Source organism: Burkholderia sp. GbtcB21 (genome assembly GCF_019091065.1).
Classification (GTDB): domain Bacteria; phylum Pseudomonadota; class Gammaproteobacteria; order Burkholderiales; family Burkholderiaceae; genus Burkholderia; species Burkholderia pyrrocinia_C.
Genome location: NZ_JAGXKA010000015.1, coordinates 40,336 through 55,881, shown reverse-complemented (window position 1 = coordinate 55,881; position 15,546 = coordinate 40,336). Strand labels below are relative to the sequence as shown.

At 67.0% G+C, this 15,546-nt stretch carries 15 protein-coding genes; 10 read left to right on the top strand and 5 right to left on the bottom strand.

Going from position 1 to position 15,546, the window contains the following annotated elements; translation table 11 throughout:
• Window positions 1–100 precede the first annotated feature (100 nt).
• Complete coding sequence (locus KVT39_RS28045) at window positions 101–1,021, top strand: LysR family transcriptional regulator (RefSeq protein WP_034183692.1); 921 nt, start codon at window positions 101–103, stop codon at window positions 1,019–1,021.
• A gap of 134 nt (window positions 1,022–1,155) precedes the next feature.
• Here the strand turns inward: KVT39_RS28045 and KVT39_RS28040 are convergent, their stop codons facing one another.
• Window positions 1,156–3,324 carry a M1 family metallopeptidase gene (locus KVT39_RS28040; protein WP_217590697.1) on the bottom strand — a complete coding sequence of 723 codons (2,169 nt, stop codon included), beginning with the start codon at window positions 3,322–3,324 and terminating at the stop codon, window positions 1,156–1,158.
• 17 nt (window positions 3,325–3,341) lie between these two features.
• Between KVT39_RS28040 and KVT39_RS28035 the strand changes: the two genes are divergently transcribed.
• The 5 genes from KVT39_RS28035 (at window position 3,342) to KVT39_RS28015 (ending at window position 7,204) form a co-directional block, all read left to right on the top strand.
• Window positions 3,342–3,551, top strand: coding sequence for a hypothetical protein (locus KVT39_RS28035; protein WP_217590696.1), 210 nt, complete (start codon window positions 3,342–3,344; stop codon window positions 3,549–3,551).
• Window positions 3,552–3,967: 416 nt separating this feature from the next.
• Window positions 3,968–4,462, top strand: coding sequence for an LEA type 2 family protein (locus KVT39_RS28030; RefSeq protein ID WP_034183694.1), 495 nt, complete (start codon window positions 3,968–3,970; stop codon window positions 4,460–4,462).
• A 170-nt stretch (window positions 4,463–4,632) separates the two neighbouring features.
• Window positions 4,633–4,965, top strand: a complete 333-nt coding sequence (locus KVT39_RS28025; protein ID WP_034183695.1) for a YegP family protein — start codon at window positions 4,633–4,635, stop codon at window positions 4,963–4,965.
• A 125-nt stretch (window positions 4,966–5,090) separates the two neighbouring features.
• Window positions 5,091–6,224: a class I SAM-dependent methyltransferase gene (locus KVT39_RS28020; RefSeq protein WP_217590695.1), complete on the top strand. Its 1,134-nt coding sequence runs from the start codon at window positions 5,091–5,093 to the stop codon at window positions 6,222–6,224.
• An 89-nt stretch (window positions 6,225–6,313) separates the two neighbouring features.
• On the top strand, window positions 6,314–7,204 hold the full coding sequence (locus tag KVT39_RS28015) for an SAM-dependent methyltransferase (protein WP_217590694.1): 891 nt from the start codon (window positions 6,314–6,316) through the stop codon (window positions 7,202–7,204).
• A 49-nt stretch (window positions 7,205–7,253) separates the two neighbouring features.
• Here the strand turns inward: KVT39_RS28015 and KVT39_RS28010 are convergent, their stop codons facing one another.
• Both KVT39_RS28010 and KVT39_RS28005 read right to left on the bottom strand, forming a co-directional pair.
• A complete protein-coding gene (locus KVT39_RS28010; RefSeq protein ID WP_105392241.1) occupies window positions 7,254–7,826 on the bottom strand; it encodes a DUF1415 domain-containing protein in 573 nt (190 codons plus the stop codon).
• 76 nt (window positions 7,827–7,902) lie between these two features.
• Window positions 7,903–8,523, bottom strand: a complete 621-nt coding sequence (locus tag KVT39_RS28005; RefSeq protein ID WP_034183698.1) for a TetR/AcrR family transcriptional regulator — start codon at window positions 8,521–8,523, stop codon at window positions 7,903–7,905.
• A 220-nt stretch (window positions 8,524–8,743) separates the two neighbouring features.
• Between KVT39_RS28005 and KVT39_RS28000 the strand changes: the two genes are divergently transcribed.
• The 3 genes from KVT39_RS28000 to KVT39_RS27990 all read left to right on the top strand — a co-directional run bounded on the left by KVT39_RS28000 (window position 8,744) and on the right by KVT39_RS27990 (window position 12,226).
• Window positions 8,744–10,027 carry an MFS transporter gene (locus KVT39_RS28000; protein WP_217590733.1) on the top strand — a complete coding sequence of 428 codons (1,284 nt, stop codon included), beginning with the start codon at window positions 8,744–8,746 and terminating at the stop codon, window positions 10,025–10,027.
• A 156-nt stretch (window positions 10,028–10,183) separates the two neighbouring features.
• Window positions 10,184–10,789 carry a nitroreductase family protein gene (locus KVT39_RS27995; RefSeq protein ID WP_034183699.1) on the top strand — a complete coding sequence of 202 codons (606 nt, stop codon included), beginning with the start codon at window positions 10,184–10,186 and terminating at the stop codon, window positions 10,787–10,789.
• Between the two features lie 186 nt (window positions 10,790–10,975).
• The gene (locus KVT39_RS27990) at window positions 10,976–12,226 is read left to right on the top strand and encodes an Hsp70 family protein (protein WP_034183700.1); all 1,251 of its coding nucleotides are present in this window, start codon (window positions 10,976–10,978) and stop codon (window positions 12,224–12,226) included.
• Between the two features lie 95 nt (window positions 12,227–12,321).
• Here KVT39_RS27990 and KVT39_RS27985 read toward each other — a convergent pair whose 3' ends face one another.
• Window positions 12,322–12,525, bottom strand: coding sequence for a cold-shock protein (locus KVT39_RS27985; protein ID WP_034183701.1), 204 nt, complete (start codon window positions 12,523–12,525; stop codon window positions 12,322–12,324).
• Between the two features lie 420 nt (window positions 12,526–12,945).
• On the opposite strand from KVT39_RS27985, the gene KVT39_RS27980 reads away from it, so the two are divergent.
• Window positions 12,946–14,544 carry an APC family permease gene (locus KVT39_RS27980; RefSeq protein ID WP_034183702.1) on the top strand — a complete coding sequence of 533 codons (1,599 nt, stop codon included), beginning with the start codon at window positions 12,946–12,948 and terminating at the stop codon, window positions 14,542–14,544.
• Between the two features lie 109 nt (window positions 14,545–14,653).
• Here the strand turns inward: KVT39_RS27980 and KVT39_RS27975 are convergent, their stop codons facing one another.
• Window positions 14,654–15,445: a class III extradiol ring-cleavage dioxygenase gene (locus tag KVT39_RS27975; RefSeq protein ID WP_034183703.1), complete on the bottom strand. Its 792-nt coding sequence runs from the start codon at window positions 15,443–15,445 to the stop codon at window positions 14,654–14,656.
• Window positions 15,446–15,546 lie beyond the last annotated feature (101 nt).

The window sequence follows — 15,546 nt, the reverse complement described above, 5'->3', positions numbered from 1 at the left end:
AAGGATGAATGCAGTCTAGTCGGGGCGGTTTGACGCGGAAATATGCAAAGGTGGATGATTGTTTTGCGATTTGCGCATAGCAAAACCCGAGGCCCCCTGAATGGACGACTTCCTTTCCCCGCATCTGGCGCTGTTCGTCGACGTGGTCGACCAGCAGAGCTTCTCGGCGGCCGCGCGCCGGCTGGGCGTCGCCGCGTCGTCGGTCACGCGGCGCATCGACCGGCTCGAGGCGCAGCTCGGCATCCGTCTCCTGCATCGCACCACCCATGCACTGCGGCCGACCGAGGCCGGGCAGTTGCTGTACGGGCGCGCGCTGCGGATGCTGGCCGAGCTGCGCGGCCTGCAGGAAGACCTGCACAGCCAGCACGACGAGCCGAGCGGGCTGCTGCGCGTCGACTGTCCGGCGCCGTTCGGCCGCCTGCACCTGATGGCCGCGCTGGCCGCGTTCATGCAGCGTCATCCGGCGCTGCAGGTCGACCTGGTGCTGACCGACAGCATGGTCGACCTGCAAGGAGCGCGGCTCGGTTCCGACGTCGATCTCGCGGTGCGCATCGGCCCGCTCGAGGACACGCGCTTCGTCGCGACCGTACTGGCGCCGCAGCGGCGCGTGCTGTGCGCGAGCGCGGCCTACCTCGCGCGGCGCGGCGAGCCCGAATCGCCCGACGCGCTCGCCGGACACGACTGTCTCGCGTGGCATGGCGCGCCGCCGCCGGGCGCCTGGCGCTTCGGCGACCGCCGCCACGTGCCGGCGCAGCCGCGGTTTCGCAGCAATCATTCGGAGGCGTTGCTCGAAGCCGCGATCGACGGGCTCGGTCTCGCGCACCTGCCGACCTGGCTCGCCGGAGATGCATTGCGCGACGGACGGTTGCGCGCGGTGCTGCCGCAGTATGCGGCGGCGCCCGAGCACGCGACGATCCACGTGTTGCGCCAGCAGGCGCGCGGCAGCGCGCGTGCGTCGCGGCTCGTCGCGTTCCTGGCAACGTGGTTCGCGCAGCCGGCGTGGGATGCCGCGTGGGCGTGAGCGCAAGAAGGCGCGTCGGGCGATAGCGCCGCGCCGACAGAAAAAAGGGCCTCGCTCGCGAGGCCCGTCAAAGGTCGGGAGGAGGTACGCCGGCCGGCGCCGCAGGCTGCGCGGCACCGGCCGGACGCGCACCGTTACTGCGTCACTACCTTGCGCGGCTTGAAGATGCCCTGGTATTGCAGGGCCGGGCGTTCCTTCGTCGCCGGCGCGATGCCGCCGAAGGTCGGCGTCTGGCGCAGCTTCATCGCGGCCGGCGAAGCGACCGAACCGATCGACGTCGAGCGCGAAGCCGGCGCGAGGTTGTTCGCGACCAGCAGCGCGGCCTCGCTCTTCAGGTTCGACAGCAGCACCGGATCGGACGAGCCGTTGACCTGCGTGAGCAACCCGCTCCAGGCCGCGTCGCTGTAGTTCACGACGTAGTAGTCGAGCCCGCTCGGGTCCGCGACCACGCCCGTGCAGCCGTCGATCCGCGTTTGCGTCTGCGTGTCCTTCAGCGCGAGCGTCGTGCGTTGCGCGAGACCCTGGCCGTACGCGAGCGTGATCGGCACCGTCCACTGCAGGCCCGGATACGCGTTCTTGTTCGGGAACGGCTGCTGCTTCAGCGTGACGATCGTCTGGTTCTTCGTCAGGTCGCACTGCGTGTCGAGCGAGATCAGCGGCACGCCGGTCTGGCGCACGTAGCTGTCGCCGATCGCGCCGACCGACTGGCCGCTCGCCTTCGACAGCGCGTCCCACAGGCGCTTCGGCGTGCCGTTGCCGAACGAGTAGTCGACCAGGTACTGCTGCAGACCCTTGCGCAGCGTCTGTTCGCCGAGATAGTTCTCGAGCGTCTTCAGCACGTGGCCGCCCTTGTCGTACGTGAACGCGCTGGCGCTCAGCACGAAATCGTTCGACGCCCAGCCGTTGAAGTTCGGTGCGACCGGGAACGCGTTCGGGCCGATGTCACGATTGATCACGCGGTACTTGTTCTTCACCTGGTCGAGCCAGCTGAACTCGTCGGGGAAGAACTGGATCGTCGTCTTCGTCTCGAAGAACGTCGCGAACGATTCGTTGAGCCACACGTTGTCCCACCAGTCGGTCGTGACGAGGTCGCCGAACCACTGGTGCGCGACTTCGTGCGTCAGCACCTCGTTGCCGTAGCGCGACATCGGCTGGCCCGGCTGCGGCAGGATGTCGTCGGCGAACTCGAGGATCGACCCCCAGTTCTCCATCCCGCCGAAGTTCAGGTCCTTCTGCTCCTTGAACGCGTCGTTCGCGGCGACCGTGTCGAACTTCGTCAGCGGCAGCGCGATGCCGGTGTAGCGGTAGTAGTAGTCGAGCGCCTGCTTGGTGCGGTCCATCGCCGGCTTCGCCCAGTCCTTCATGCCCGGCGGCGTGAACACGCGCAGGTGCAGGCCGCCCTTGCCGCCCGGCAGCGGGCTCGTGAAGTCGTCCTCGTAGGTGTCGAACAGGCCGCCGCCGAAGAACAGCAGGTACGACGGCATCGGCGGGGTCTTCTCGAACTGCACGAGCTTGTAGCCGCCGCCGATGCTGGTGGACGGCTTCTCGGCCGCGTTCGACACGACGCGCCAGCTTTGCGGCACTTCGGCCGTCACTTCATAGGTCGGGCGGAACGCCGGCTCGTCCCAGCCGGGGAACCACTGGCGCGCCAGGTTGGTTTCGCCCTGGGTGAGGATCGCGCCGCTCGTCGTGCCGTCGGTGCTCTTCAGGTCGACGCGGAAGATGCCTTCCGCGGCCGAGCAGCCCGGATACGGATCGTCGCCGCAGCTGCCGCCCGTCTTCGTGACGGGATCGTCATACGACTTGAAGTTGATGATGCCCGACCACTCCATGTGCAGCGAATAGTTGCCCGGCGAGATCGTGCCGCTCACGGGGCGCAGCTGGTAGAAGTCGCCCTTGTCCTGCGGCGTCGCGATCAGCTGGATGTTGCCCGGCTGCAGCGTGATGCGGCCGTTCGTGAACTTGATCCGGTGGCCGGCGATCACGATGTTGTTGACCGGCTTCAGCACCTTGATCTCGACGTCGGCGCGGCCGTCGAACGCGTTCAGCGCTTCGTTCGGGCGGAACCACAGCCGGTAGTTCACGGGTACGACGGTGTCCGGCAGCTCGACAGGCGACACGCTCTTGTCGACGTTGGATGCGCTCGGCGGCGAGGTGACGGCGGGCGACGAGCCCGAGTGCGGCGCGCCGGCGGAGCTGAGCGCGGAAGCCGAGCCCGCGCCGCCGTCGTCGCCGCCGCACCCGGCGAGCGCGAGTGCGGCGACGAGCGGCAGATAACGCATCTTGCGAATGTTGATCGACATGACTGAAACCTCGATTGTTGAAAGAATCGTTCAGTGCTGCGAAAACGCCGGCAAAAGCAATCCCCTCGCCGTTAATCAACGGCGATGAAAATGCCAATGACGGATTATTCGAAAAAGACGGCGGCCGACTACGTGAAGGTAATCATGGTTTACTGCCCCCTCTGGATTTCCGGATGTCGGTTAACTTGCCGGTTCAAAATGGACGAGCGCGTGTTGTACTGAATTGATTTCGCGCGCACGACACGGGGCCGCACGCCCGGCACGGGCGCGCAATCCCTTTGAACCGACGACCTACGGGGCTGGCCGGGCCAGTCCGCAGGACGGAAGGAAGGCGGGTCGCCGTTCCGTAAATTCGCCGTCATGCGGCTTCAAGGTTTGTCGGCCAGCTCGAAGGATGCGTAAATATACTTGATGGTTTTAGGTAAAGGAAACGAAAAATTTAGAAGATGCATCTATTGAATTTTCCCCGCTTCATTGAATGCTGGAAGTCATTAATACGCTTTCCGTTTAGCCGATGGCTTCGTAGTTTTAATCTATTAACGATCTGGCGAGGTTGCGAAAACTACGAAATCCGGCGTGCCGCGGCACGCTCGGTACAATGCATCGACGACCCGTTCACCGATTGCCGCGAGGAGACCTTCCGATGCCACGAGCCCTGTTCCGTATCGCGCCGCTGCGCGCCGTGCTGCTGCTGTTCGCCGCCGTGTTCCTGCTCGGCGGTTGTGCGGGGCTGACGCGCGACCCCGTGCGCGTGTCGGTCGCCGGGCTCGACCCGCTCGTCGGGCAGGGGCTCGAGATGCGTTTCAGCCTGAAGCTGCGCGTGCAGAACCCGAACGATGCGCCGATCGAGTACGACGGCATCTCGGTCGCGCTCGACCTGAACGGCACGCCGTTCGCGAGCGGCGTCAGCGATCGCTCGGGCACCGTGCCGCGTTTCGGCGAGGCCGTGCTCGACGTGCCGGTTTCCGTGTCGGCATTCGCCGCCGCGCGGCAGGCGTGGAACCTGCCCGGCGCGGCTGCGAACGGCGAGCTGCCGTATGCGCTGCGCGGCCGGCTCGCCGGCGGCGTGCTCGGCACCGTGCACTTCAACGACGCGGGCACGCTGCGCCTGCCCGCGATGCCGGGATGGGGCGGATAGCCCGGGCGCCGCGCGGATGCCGGCGCCATGCCGGACGAAGCGGCGCGTGCGCGCCGGCCCTGACGATTCCTGACGATTGAATTGCACCGGCCTTGCGTTTTCCCGGCGGGATCGCGCTTAAACTGGCCGGGTCCGGAGGGCCGGACGAACTTTCACCCGAGGGGATCCCAATGGCAGCGAAATTCGTCATCAAGAAAGCGAGCGACGGTCAGTTCCTGTTCCACCTGAAGGCCGGCAACGGCGAGATCATCCTGCGCAGCGAGCTCTACAAGACCAAGGCGTCGGCGGAGAACGGCGTCGCGTCGGTGCGCAAGAACGCGCCGGACGACGCGCGCTACGAGCGCAAGACCGCGAGCAACGGCCAGTTCATGTTCAACCTGAAGGCCGGCAATCACGAGATCATCGGCACGAGCGAGCTGTACAAGGCCGAAGCGGGCCGCGAGAACGGCATCGCGTCGGTGAAGCAGAACGCACCCGACGCGGCGCTCGACGACGAGACCTGACGCGCGCGTCCCGGGCGGCGGTGCGTGCCGCCGCCCGCGCTTTGCCGCGCGGGCAAAGCGCGGTATGGTGTGAGCCGCGCGGCGCGATGCCGCCGCCCGTTGAAGCCAACCGTAACCGAGTTCGCGTGACCGATTTCCCCGTTTTCCACTGGACCGACGCCGACGGCGCTGATCATGCCGTGCGCTGGCGCTCCGAAGCCGGTGTGCAGCCGCCGAAGCGCGCGGTGCCCGCCGACGACCGCCTCACTGCCGACGCGGCCTACCGCCTTGCGTGCGAGGGCACCGCGCTCGTCTGGCAGGGCGACTTCCAGAATGCGCGCCAGCTCGTGCAGGCGATGGCGCGCCGCGTCGAGCGCAAGCCGAAGAAGGCGAAGGCCGCGGCCGGCGCCGACGCATTCAACCTGCATCGTCTCGCTCAGTCGCAGCGCGCCCGCACGCTCGGGATGCTATTGATCCCGCTCGACGCCGATTACACGATCCCGCTGCGCCGCGCGCCCGACGTGCGCGCCGCGTGCGAGGAGGCGTACGGGCCGGGCGGCGCGCCGTCGGTCGTGTCGCTGCGCGAACTGCTCGGCCTCGTCGGCGCGCATGAATGGCGCAAGAAGGGCGTGCCGATCCCGGCGCTCGGCGGCGCGCCGATCCATCCGCACTACGGCGTGTTCTCGCCGGTGCGCGGCGAATATGTCGAACTCGTCGCGCGCGCGCCGCTGCCGGCGATGTCGCTCGCGTTCGACGTCGGCACGGGCACCGGCGTGCTCGCGGCCGTGCTCGCGTCGCGAGGCGTCGAGCGCGTCGTCGCGACCGACCAGGATCCGCGTGCGCTCGCCTGTGCGCGCGAGAACGTCGCGCGGCTCGGTCATGCGGATCGCGTCGACGTCGTCGAGGCCGACCTGTTTCCGGCCGGCCGTGCGCCGCTCGTGGTCTGCAACCCGCCGTGGGTGCCGGCCCGGCCGAGCGCGCCGATCGAATACGCGGTCTACGATCCCGACAGCCGCATGCTGCGCGGTTTCCTCGCCGGGCTCGCCGCGCATCTCGAGCCGGGCGGCGAGGGCTGGCTGATCCTGTCCGATTTCGCCGAGCACCTCGGCCTGCGCCCGCGCGACACGCTGCTGCAATGGATCGACGAGGCGGGCCTGGTCGTGCTCGGCCGCGACGACATCCGCCCCGCGCACCCGAAGTCGACCGACGCCGACGATCCGCTGCATGCGGCACGCCGCGCCGAGGTCACGTCGCTGTGGCGGCTCGGCGCCCGAGCCTGACCGCGCATTTTCGGTAAACTGTCACTCTCCCTCACGAATTCCCGCCGCCGGGCCGTGGTCGACCGACCGTGGCCCGGCGCCGCATCACGATGTCGAACAAGACCCACGAAATCCGCCCGGAGCAATCCGTCGAGCTGCTGAAGGAACTGCACATCCTCACCCGCGACGGGAAGCTGAACCAGGACAGCCGCCGCAAGCTGAAGCAGGTCTATCACCTGTTCCAGTTCATCGAGCCGCTGCTGGCCGGCGTGCAGGCCGACAAGGGCAGCGTGACGCTCGTCGATCACGGCGCCGGCAAGTCGTATCTCGGCTTCATCCTGTACGACCTGTTCTTCAAGCTGCAGCCGGGGCACGGCACGCCGGCGTTCGCATCGCACGTGTACGGGATCGAGACGCGCGAGGAGCTCGTCACGCGCTCGGCCGAGCTCGCCGCGCGGCTCGGGTTCGGCGGCATGTCGTTCCTGAACCTGTCGGTCGCCGATTCGATCACGTCGCCGCAGCTGCCCGAAACGGTCGACGTCGTCACCGCGCTGCACGCGTGCGACACGGCAACCGACGACGCGATCCGCTTCGCGCTCGCGAAGCGCGCGCAGCACATCGTGCTGGTGCCGTGCTGCCAGGCGGAAGTCGCGGGCGTGCTGCGCCGGAACAAGGGCAAGTCGCTCGCGAACGCGCTGACCGAGGTGTGGCGGCATCCGCTGCATACGCGCGAATTCGGCAGCCAGATCACCAACGTGCTGCGCTGCCTGCAGCTCGAAGCGCATGGCTACCAGGTCAGCGTGACCGAGCTGGTCGGCTGGGAGCATTCGATGAAGAACGAGCTGATCATCGCGCAGTACAAGAACCTGCCGCGCCGGCGGCCCGGCGAGCGGCTGAACGAGATCCTCGGGATGTTCGGGCTCGCCGAACTGAACGAGCGCTTCTTCGTGCCGGAGGCCGCGGCAGCGGGCGGCGAGGCCGTCGAGCCGGCCGAAGGCTGACGCGCGGGCGGGCCGAACCGCGTAGCGGCCGGCGCGAGCGCGCGGCGCATCAGACGTCGTCGCCCGGCCGGCGCATCCATTCGCGCCAGCCGTCGTGGCCGAGGCGGCGCAGCGTTTCCTGATTCTTTTCGTAGATCGCGGACGCGTCCGGGAACGCGTCGACCGCGCGCGCGATGCTGTCCTCGCGCAGCAGGTGCAGGATCGGATACGGCGCGCGGTTCGTGTAGTTCTCGATGTCGTCGGGGGCGCTGCCTTCGAACCGGTATTGCGGATGGAAGCTCGCGATCTGCAGCACGCCGTCGAGCCGCAGTTGCTGCACGAGCCGATCGGCGAAGAACAGCGCATCGTTGTAGTCGACGAAATCGGCGAACGCATGCGGGAAGATCACGAGCGTCGTGTCGACCTGCTGCGGGTCCGCCGCGTCGAGCGCGCGCAGCTCGGTTTCGAGCTCGGCGAGCGCGTCTTCCAGCGTCGTCGCTTCGCTGATCGCGTAGCGCACTTGTTCCTTCACGTAGACGCTTTTCGCGAACGGGCACAGATTGAGCCCGATCACCGCGCGCGCGAGCCAGTGCCGCGTGGCAGCGAGGATGTCGTCGTGCGATTCGGGGCGGGTGTCGGTCATCGTGAAACCAGTCGGGCGGTGGAGCGGAGAGGGCCGCATTGTAGCGGGCACGCCGGGTTCGGGCGTGCGCTGCCCGTCACGCGCATGCGGCCTCGATCAACTGCGTGACGAGCGCGGGCGCGATACCGATCGGCGTTTCGCCGTGCCGGTAGGTCTGGCTCGCCGCATAGATGCCTTCGACCACCAGCGCGAGCGCATCGGCGAGCGCCTGCGGCTGCCGTGCGCCGGCGTCTTCGCACAGCGCGACGAGCCGCTTCATCAACTGCTCCTTGTTCTGCGCGACGCGCTCGCGCGCCGGGTGCGACGCATCCGGGAATTCCGCGGCGACGTTGACGAACGGACAGCCGCGATAGTCCTTCTGCGTCGCGCGCTCGGCAAGATCGACGAAATACTGGATCAATTGCGCCTTCGGCTGGCCCGGATGCTTGGCGACGCTCGTGTCGAGACGCTCGAAGAAGCACGCGTCCATCCGCTCCAGGTACGCGAGGATCAGCTCGTCCTTCGACGAGAACTGGCGGTACAGGCTCATCTTGTTGACGCCCGCGCGCTCGACGACCGCCTCGACGCCGACCGTGCGAACGCCTTCCCGGTAAAACAGCTCCTCGGCGGCGCGCAGCAGGTGCTCGTGCGCAGTGGCCCCGTCGATCGGCCGGCGCGTGCGGCGCGCCAGCGGTTTGGCGGCTTCGATGCCGGACATGATGACCCTCGACTACGTGATGAATTGCTTGACATGTTACCGACTGGTAACTACGATCGCAACACAGTTGTGACCGGTCGGTAACAATGCTGGTCGGATCGACAGACAAATGCCAAGCGTCGGCCCGGGTCAGCCGATGCAGTGTGCGGCGGAGGTGGCCTGGCTGGGTAGGGCGGAGCAGGTGCGATGGCGCCGGAGCCGCCAACTGGAGAAGATGACGATGAACTGGGCGGTGACACGAATCGGCGGGCGCTTCCACTACGGATGGCTCGCGGCGGCGGTGGTATTCCTGATCCTGCTGGCGGCAGCCGGCACCCGCGCGACGCCGAGCGTGCTGATGGTGCCGCTCGAGCGCGAACTCGGCTGGAGCCGCGCGGCGATTTCGCTGGCGATCTCGGTGAACATCGCGCTGTACGGGCTGACGGGGCCGTTCGCGGCCGCCGCGATGCAGCGCTTCGGGCTGCGCCCGACGATCCTCACCGCGCTCGTGACGATGAGCGCGGGCGTCGCGCTGTCGTCGATGATGACGCAGAGCTGGCAGATGGTGATGATCTGGGGCCTGATGGTCGGCTGCTCGACGGGCGTCGTCGCGCTGACGCTGTCCGCGACCTTCGTCACGCGCTGGTTCCATGCGCGGCGCGGCCTGGTCATGGGCATCCTGACCGCGAGCACGGCCACCGGCCAGCTCGTGTTCCTGCCGATGCTCGCGGCGATCGCGCAGCGCCATGGCTGGCGGCCGGTCGTGCTGGTCGTCGCGGTAGCGGCCGCGATCGTGATTCCGCTCGTCGCGTTCCTGCTGCCCGAACGGCCGGCCGACGTGCAGTTGCGCCCGTACGGCGAGCCGGCCGATGCGCCGCCCGCGCCCGACGCGACGAAGGAGAACCCGCTCGCGGTCGCGTTCCGCACGCTGCTGATGGCGAGCCGTTCGCGCGACTTCTGGCTGCTGTTCTTCAGCTTCTTCATCTGCGGCGCGAGCACCAACGGCTACGTCGGCACACACCTGATCGCGATGTGCAGCGACTACGGGATGACCGAAGTGCAGGGTGCGTCGCTGCTCGCGGCGATGGGCGTGTTCGACCTGTTCGGCACGACGCTGTCGGGCTGGCTGTCCGATCGTTACGACAACCGCGTGCTGCTGTTCTGGTACTACGGGCTGCGCGGGCTGTCGCTGATCTACCTGCCGCATGCGTTCGGCATCGATTTCTTCGGGCTGCCGCTGTTCGCGATGTTCTACGGGCTCGACTGGATCGCGACCGTGCCGCCGACCGTGCGGCTCGCGACCGACGTGTTCGGCAAGGCCGCGGCGCCGGTCGTGTTCGGCTGGATCGTCGCCGGCCACCAGCTCGGCGCGGCGTTCGCGGCGCTCGGCGCGGGGCTGCTGCGCGCGAGCCTCGGCACCTACACGATCGCGTCGATGATCTCGGGCGGGTTGTGCATCGTCGGTGCGCTGATCGTGCTGCGAATCAACCGCGGCCCGTCGCGTGCGGCAGCGCAGGCAGCCTGAGCACGGCGGCCCGGCCGGCCGCACCGCATGCGGCCGGCCATTGCAGGTACGGTGATTTGCATAGCGCGGGAGGATCGGGCGCGCAAACGCTCAAGCGGGTATGCTTGCGGTTCGCCAGGCGTTCGCGCCCCTTCATCGATGTCAGCGAGGAACCGCATGTCCGTCAAACCTGCTCCCACCACTGTTTCGATTCACGATCTGATCGCGGGCCGGTGGAGCCCGCGCGCGTATTCGGATGAACCCGTCAGCGCCGGCGATCTGCACGCGGTGCTCGAAGCCGCGCGCTGGGCGCCGTCCGCATACAACGCGCAGCCGTGGCGCTTCATCGTATTCGAGCGCACCCAGGACGAAGACGCATTCAAGCGCGCATTCGCGACGCTGGTGCCGTTCAACCAGGGCTGGAATGCGCCGGCGCCCGTGCTGATCGCGGTGACCGCGCATACGCTTTCGCCTAAGGGCGAACCGGCGCCGACCGCGCTGTACGATGCAGGCGCCGCGGCGATGTCGCTGGTGCTGCAGGCGCACGCGCTCGGCCTCGCCGCGCACCAGATGAGCGGTTTCGACGCGAAGGCGTTCCGCGACGCATTCGCGATTCCGGCCGACGTCGCGATCGTATCGATCATCTCGCTCGGCCACTACGGCAACGTCGACAAGCTCGATCCCGTGCTGCGCGATCGCGAGAAGGCGCCGCGCACGCGCCATGCGATCGGCGAAGTCGTGTATGCGAGCGCGTGGAAGAAGAGCTTCGACGCGGCAGCCTGACCTGCCAGGCGGGCGGCTGCATCGTGCATCCCGTCCGCGCGCATCTCCGGCGCGCCAGGCCGCGCGCCGTCGTCACCGAAGCCCGTTCCGCGGCACCGGTGGCGGGCCCGGTTGTGATCCCGCGGGCTTCATGTTAAAAAGCCCGTCCTTTCCGTTTTCGCGCCGGCCCTGCTGCGGCAACTTCCCATGACTTACTGCGCGATCGATTTCGGCACGTCCAATTCCGCCGTGGCGCTGCCCGACGGCGACGGCATGCGCCTCGCGCCCGTCGAGGGCGACCACCTGACGCTGCCCACCGCGATCTTCTTCAACAACGACGAGGAGACGGTCGAGTACGGCCGCGCGGCGCTGGCGTCCTATATCGACGGTTTCGACGGCCGGCTGATGCGTTCGATGAAGAGCATCCTCGGCTCGCCGCTCGCGGAAACGACGACCGATCTCGGCGACGGCAGCGCGATCGCGTACACCGAAATCATCGCGCGCTTCCTGACGCACCTGAAGCGCAAGGCCGAAGCGCGCGCGGGCGCGCCGATCGGCCGCGCGGTGCTCGGCCGGCCCGTGTTCTTCGTCGACGACGATCCGCGCGCCGACCGTCTCGCGCAGGATCAGCTCGAGGCGGCCGCGCGGTCGGTCGGCTTCGCGGACGTTCACTTCCAGTACGAACCGATTGCCGCCGCGTTCGATTACGAATCGCGCCAGCAGGCCGAACGCCTCGTGCTCGTCGCCGACATCGGCGGCGGCACGTCCGACTTCTCGCTGGTGCGCGTCGGGCCCGAGCGGATGGTGCGGCTCGAGCGCAAGGACGACGTGCTGGCTCACCACGGCGTGCACGTCGCGGGCACCGACTATGACCGGCGTGTCGAGCTGGCGGCGATCCTGCCTGCGTTCGGCTACCGTTCGCTCGACCCGGAAGGGCGCGAACTGCCGAACAAGATCTACTTCGATCTCGCGACCTGGCACCTGATCAATACGGTCTACACGCCGAAGCGGCTCGGCGAGCTGAAGCTGATGAAGCACCTGTACCAGGATGCGCGGCAATACGACCGGCTCACGAGCGTGGTCGAGCAGCGGCTCGGGCATGCGCTGATGGCGCGCGCGGAAGAGGCGAAGATCGGCGTCGCGGCGGGCGGGGAGACGATGATCGACCTGAACGACGTGGAAGAAGACCTGCTGATCGCGTTCGATTCCGATCGTCTCGTCGATGCGAGCCGTGACGACACCGCGCGCATCGTCGACGCCGCGCGCGAGACGGTGCGGCTCGCGGGCGTTGCGCCGCGCGACGTCGGCGCACTGTATTTCACCGGCGGCTCGACGGGGCTTGCGTTCCTGTCGGGCGCGCTCGCGGGCGCGTTCCCGGATGCGCAGCCGGTATTCGGCGACCGCCTCGCGAGTGTCGCGACGGGGCTCGGCATTCACGCGCAGCGGCTGTTCGGCTGAATGCAGGCAGCCGCATTCCGCCGTGCCGGATTGGCGTAGAAAAACAAAAAGCCCCGCCGAAGCGGGGCTTTTTTACATCAAATCTCGCGCAGAACTTACAGCGGCTTGATGTTCGCAGCTTGCAGACCCTTCGGGCCCGTCTTCACTTCGAACTCGACCTTCTGGTTTTCTTGCAGCGTCTTGAAGCCTTCGGTGCGGATTTCCGAGAAGTGCGCGAACAGATCGTCGCCGCCGCCTTCCGGGGTGATGAAGCCGAAGCCCTTTGCGTCATTGAACCACTTGACGGTACCGGTTGCCATGTTACTTGTTCCTAAAAAGATAAAACGGGGCCGAAGCCCATGGGGTGCGGAAAATCAAGGAAGGGGTAATAGGACCAACCGGAGTACCGTTGATGGGCGAACTACGAAAGAACCAATTCACTCGCCGCTTGAAATCCTGCGAAGTCCTTTATACGGCTAATCGATCGTGTGGTCAACCGTATTTCCATGCTCTCAGGGTTATTGCGTATATCAGGTTTACAAAGCTTGCAGACGATGCGAATTTTTTGTAGGGGCCGAACGATTTTGGCGCCACGTTCGAGGTGCAACCGTTAAACTACGCGCCGCGCGGACGGGTTGCCCCGATCGGATGACTCGTCCCCCCAAGAATGCGTGCGCGGTGCAGTCCGAGCCGATCCCGGACTGCGGGCCGACCATGCTTTTTGAGACACAGGAGAGGATGTGAAGAGTTCTATTCAACGGAACATCGGCCCGTTTGCATTGATGCTGACGGGGCTGGGTTCGATTATCGGCTCGGGCTGGCTGTTCGGCGCCTGGAAGGCCGCGAAGATTGCCGGTCCGGCGGCGATCTGCGCATGGATCATCGGCGCGGTCGTGATTCTCGCGATTGCACTGACTTACGCCGAACTGGGCGCGATGTTCCCCGAGTCGGGCGGCATGGTGCGCTATGCGCGCTATTCGCACGGTTCGCTGGTGGGCTTCATCAGCGCATGGGCCAACTGGATCGCGATCGTCTCCGTGATCCCGATCGAGGCCGAAGCGTCGATCCAGTACATGAGCACGTGGCCGTATCCGTGGGCGCACAGCCTGTTCGTGAACGGCGAGTTGACGACACCCGGGCTGCTGCTGTCGGCCGTGCTGGTCGTCATCTACTTCATGCTGAACTACTGGGGTGTGAAGGCCTTCGCGCGTGCGAACACCGCAATCACGATCTTCAAGTTCCTGATCCCCGGCCTCACGATCCTCGGCCTGATGCTGACGAGCTTCCATTCGGAGAACCTCGGCACTGCATCCAATGCAAGCTTTGCGCCGTACGGCTGGTCGGCGGTGCTGACCGCGGTCGCGACGAGCGGCATCGTGTTCGCGTTCAACGGCTTCCAGAGCCCCGTGAACCTCGCGGGCGAAGCGCGCAATCCGTCGCGCAGCGTGCCGTTCGCGGTGATCTCGTCGATCCTGATCGCGCTCGTGATCTACGTGCTGCTGCAGGTGGCCTATATCGGCTCGGTGAATCCGGCCGACGTCGCGCAGGGCTGGTCGCACTTCAACTTCTCGTCGCCGTTCGCGGAACTCGCGATCGCGCTGAACCTGAACTGGCTCGCGATCCTGCTGTACGTCGACGCGTTCATCAGCCCGAGCGGCACCGGCACGACCTACATGGCGACGACCACCCGGATGATCTACGCGATGGAGCGCAACAACACGATGCCGAAGATGTTCGGCAACGTGCACCCGCTCTACGGCGTGCCGCGCCAGGCGATGTGGTTCAACCTGCTGGTCTCGTTCATCTTCCTGTTCTTCTTCCGCGGCTGGAGCTCGCTCGCGGCAGTGATCTCGGTTGCGACGGTGATCTCGTACCTGACCGGCCCGATCAGCCTGATGGCGCTGCGCCGCGCGGCGACCGACATCGAGCGCCCGCTGTCGATTCCGCTGATGAAGCTGATCGCACCGTTCGCGTTCGTCTGCGCGTCGCTGATCCTGTACTGGGCGAAGTGGCCGCTGACGGGCGAAATCATCCTGCTGATGATCGTCGCACTGCCGGTGTATTTCTACTTCCAGGCGAAGTCGGGCTGGACCGGCTGGGGTGCCGACCTGAAGGCCGCATGGTGGCTGGTCGCGTACCTGCCGACGATGGCCGTGCTGTCGCTGATCGGCAGCAAGGAATTCGGCGGTCACGGCTATCTGCCGTACGGCTGGGACATGCTGATCGTCGCTGCGATTTCGCTCGTGTTCTACTTCTGGGGCGTGAGTACCGGCTACCGGACCCAGTATCTCGACGAGCGCGAGACGCACGACGAGATCCTCGAAGGGGTCGGTGTCTGACGCGTGACCTGCCGCCGGATTCGGCGGCGGCGGGAAGCAGTGAAAAAAACCCGCCCGGGCAATGCCCGGGCGGGTTTTTTGTTTGTTGTCGCAGGTTGTCTCGCGGAATTCAGGCGGCCGCGCTCGCGAACACGTAGTTCGTCATCGCGAGCACGCGCTGGTAGGTGCCGAGCGACTGGATGCCGAGCTGGTAGTCGTCGTCCGCCGCGCCGAGCGCCGTGAACACCGGCAGCAGATGTTCGTCGGTCGGATGCATCAGCGCCGCATGCGGTGCCTGCCGGCGGTAGTCGAGCAGCGCGTCGACGTCGCGCGCGGCGAGCTTCGCCTCGAACCAGTCGGTGAATTCCGCCACGCGCGGGTCCGCATCCTCGGGCGCCGCGCCGAAATCGGCTGCGCGCAGGTTGTGCGTGATCTGGCCCGAGCCGATCACCATCACGCCTTCGTCGCGCAGCGGCCGCAGCGCGCGGCCGAGTGCGAAGTGATGGGCCGCATCCGCGCGCGGCTGGATCGACAACTGCGCGACCGGCACGTCGGCCTCCGGGAACATCAGCAGCATCGGCACCCACGCGCCGTGGTCGAGCCCGTGCTCGGTCGTCGCGGTCGCGATGCCGGCCGCGTTCAGCAGCGCAGCCGCGCGCTCGGCGACGTCAGGGGCGCCCGGCGCCGGATAGCGGATCTCGTACAGCGCGCGCGGAAAACCGTAGAAGTCGTGGATCGTTTCCGGGTGTGCGGCGACGCTCGCGACCGGCTGTTGCGTGCCCCAGTGCGCGGACAGCATCAGCACCGCGCGCGGGCGCGGCAATTCGGCGCCGAGGTGCGTGAACGCACCGGACGGCAGCGTCGGGTCGATCGGCAGCGTCGGCGCGCCGTGGGACAGGTACAGCGAAGGCAAGCGGTTCATGGCGGTGGCCTGCAAAAGGGTTTGCCTGTGACTATAGGCGTGCACCTGACATTGATAAATCCGCGCCAGAGAATTTGATTGATGCTTGTTTGTTGATAATC

Bases quoted from the DNA above. Each gene is read 5' to 3' on its own strand.
- KVT39_RS28045 (WP_034183692.1), top strand. From the start codon at position 101: ATGGACGACTTCCTTTCCCCGCATCTGGCGCTGTTCGTCGACGTGGTC.
- KVT39_RS28040 (WP_217590697.1), bottom strand. From the start codon at position 3,324: ATGTCGATCAACATTCGCAAGATGCGTTATCTGCCGCTCGTCGCCGCA.
- KVT39_RS28030 (WP_034183694.1), top strand. From the start codon at position 3,968: ATGCCACGAGCCCTGTTCCGTATCGCGCCGCTGCGCGCCGTGCTGCTG.
- KVT39_RS28025 (WP_034183695.1), top strand. From the start codon at position 4,633: ATGGCAGCGAAATTCGTCATCAAGAAAGCGAGCGACGGTCAGTTCCTG.
- KVT39_RS28015 (WP_217590694.1), top strand. From the start codon at position 6,314: ATGTCGAACAAGACCCACGAAATCCGCCCGGAGCAATCCGTCGAGCTG.
- KVT39_RS28010 (WP_105392241.1), bottom strand. From the start codon at position 7,826: ATGACCGACACCCGCCCCGAATCGCACGACGACATCCTCGCTGCCACG.
- KVT39_RS28005 (WP_034183698.1), bottom strand. From the start codon at position 8,523: ATGTCCGGCATCGAAGCCGCCAAACCGCTGGCGCGCCGCACGCGCCGG.
- KVT39_RS28000 (WP_217590733.1), top strand. From the start codon at position 8,744: ATGAACTGGGCGGTGACACGAATCGGCGGGCGCTTCCACTACGGATGG.
- KVT39_RS27995 (WP_034183699.1), top strand. From the start codon at position 10,184: ATGTCCGTCAAACCTGCTCCCACCACTGTTTCGATTCACGATCTGATC.
- KVT39_RS27990 (WP_034183700.1), top strand. From the start codon at position 10,976: ATGACTTACTGCGCGATCGATTTCGGCACGTCCAATTCCGCCGTGGCG.
- KVT39_RS27985 (WP_034183701.1), bottom strand. From the start codon at position 12,525: ATGGCAACCGGTACCGTCAAGTGGTTCAATGACGCAAAGGGCTTCGGC.
- KVT39_RS27975 (WP_034183703.1), bottom strand. From the start codon at position 15,445: ATGAACCGCTTGCCTTCGCTGTACCTGTCCCACGGCGCGCCGACGCTG.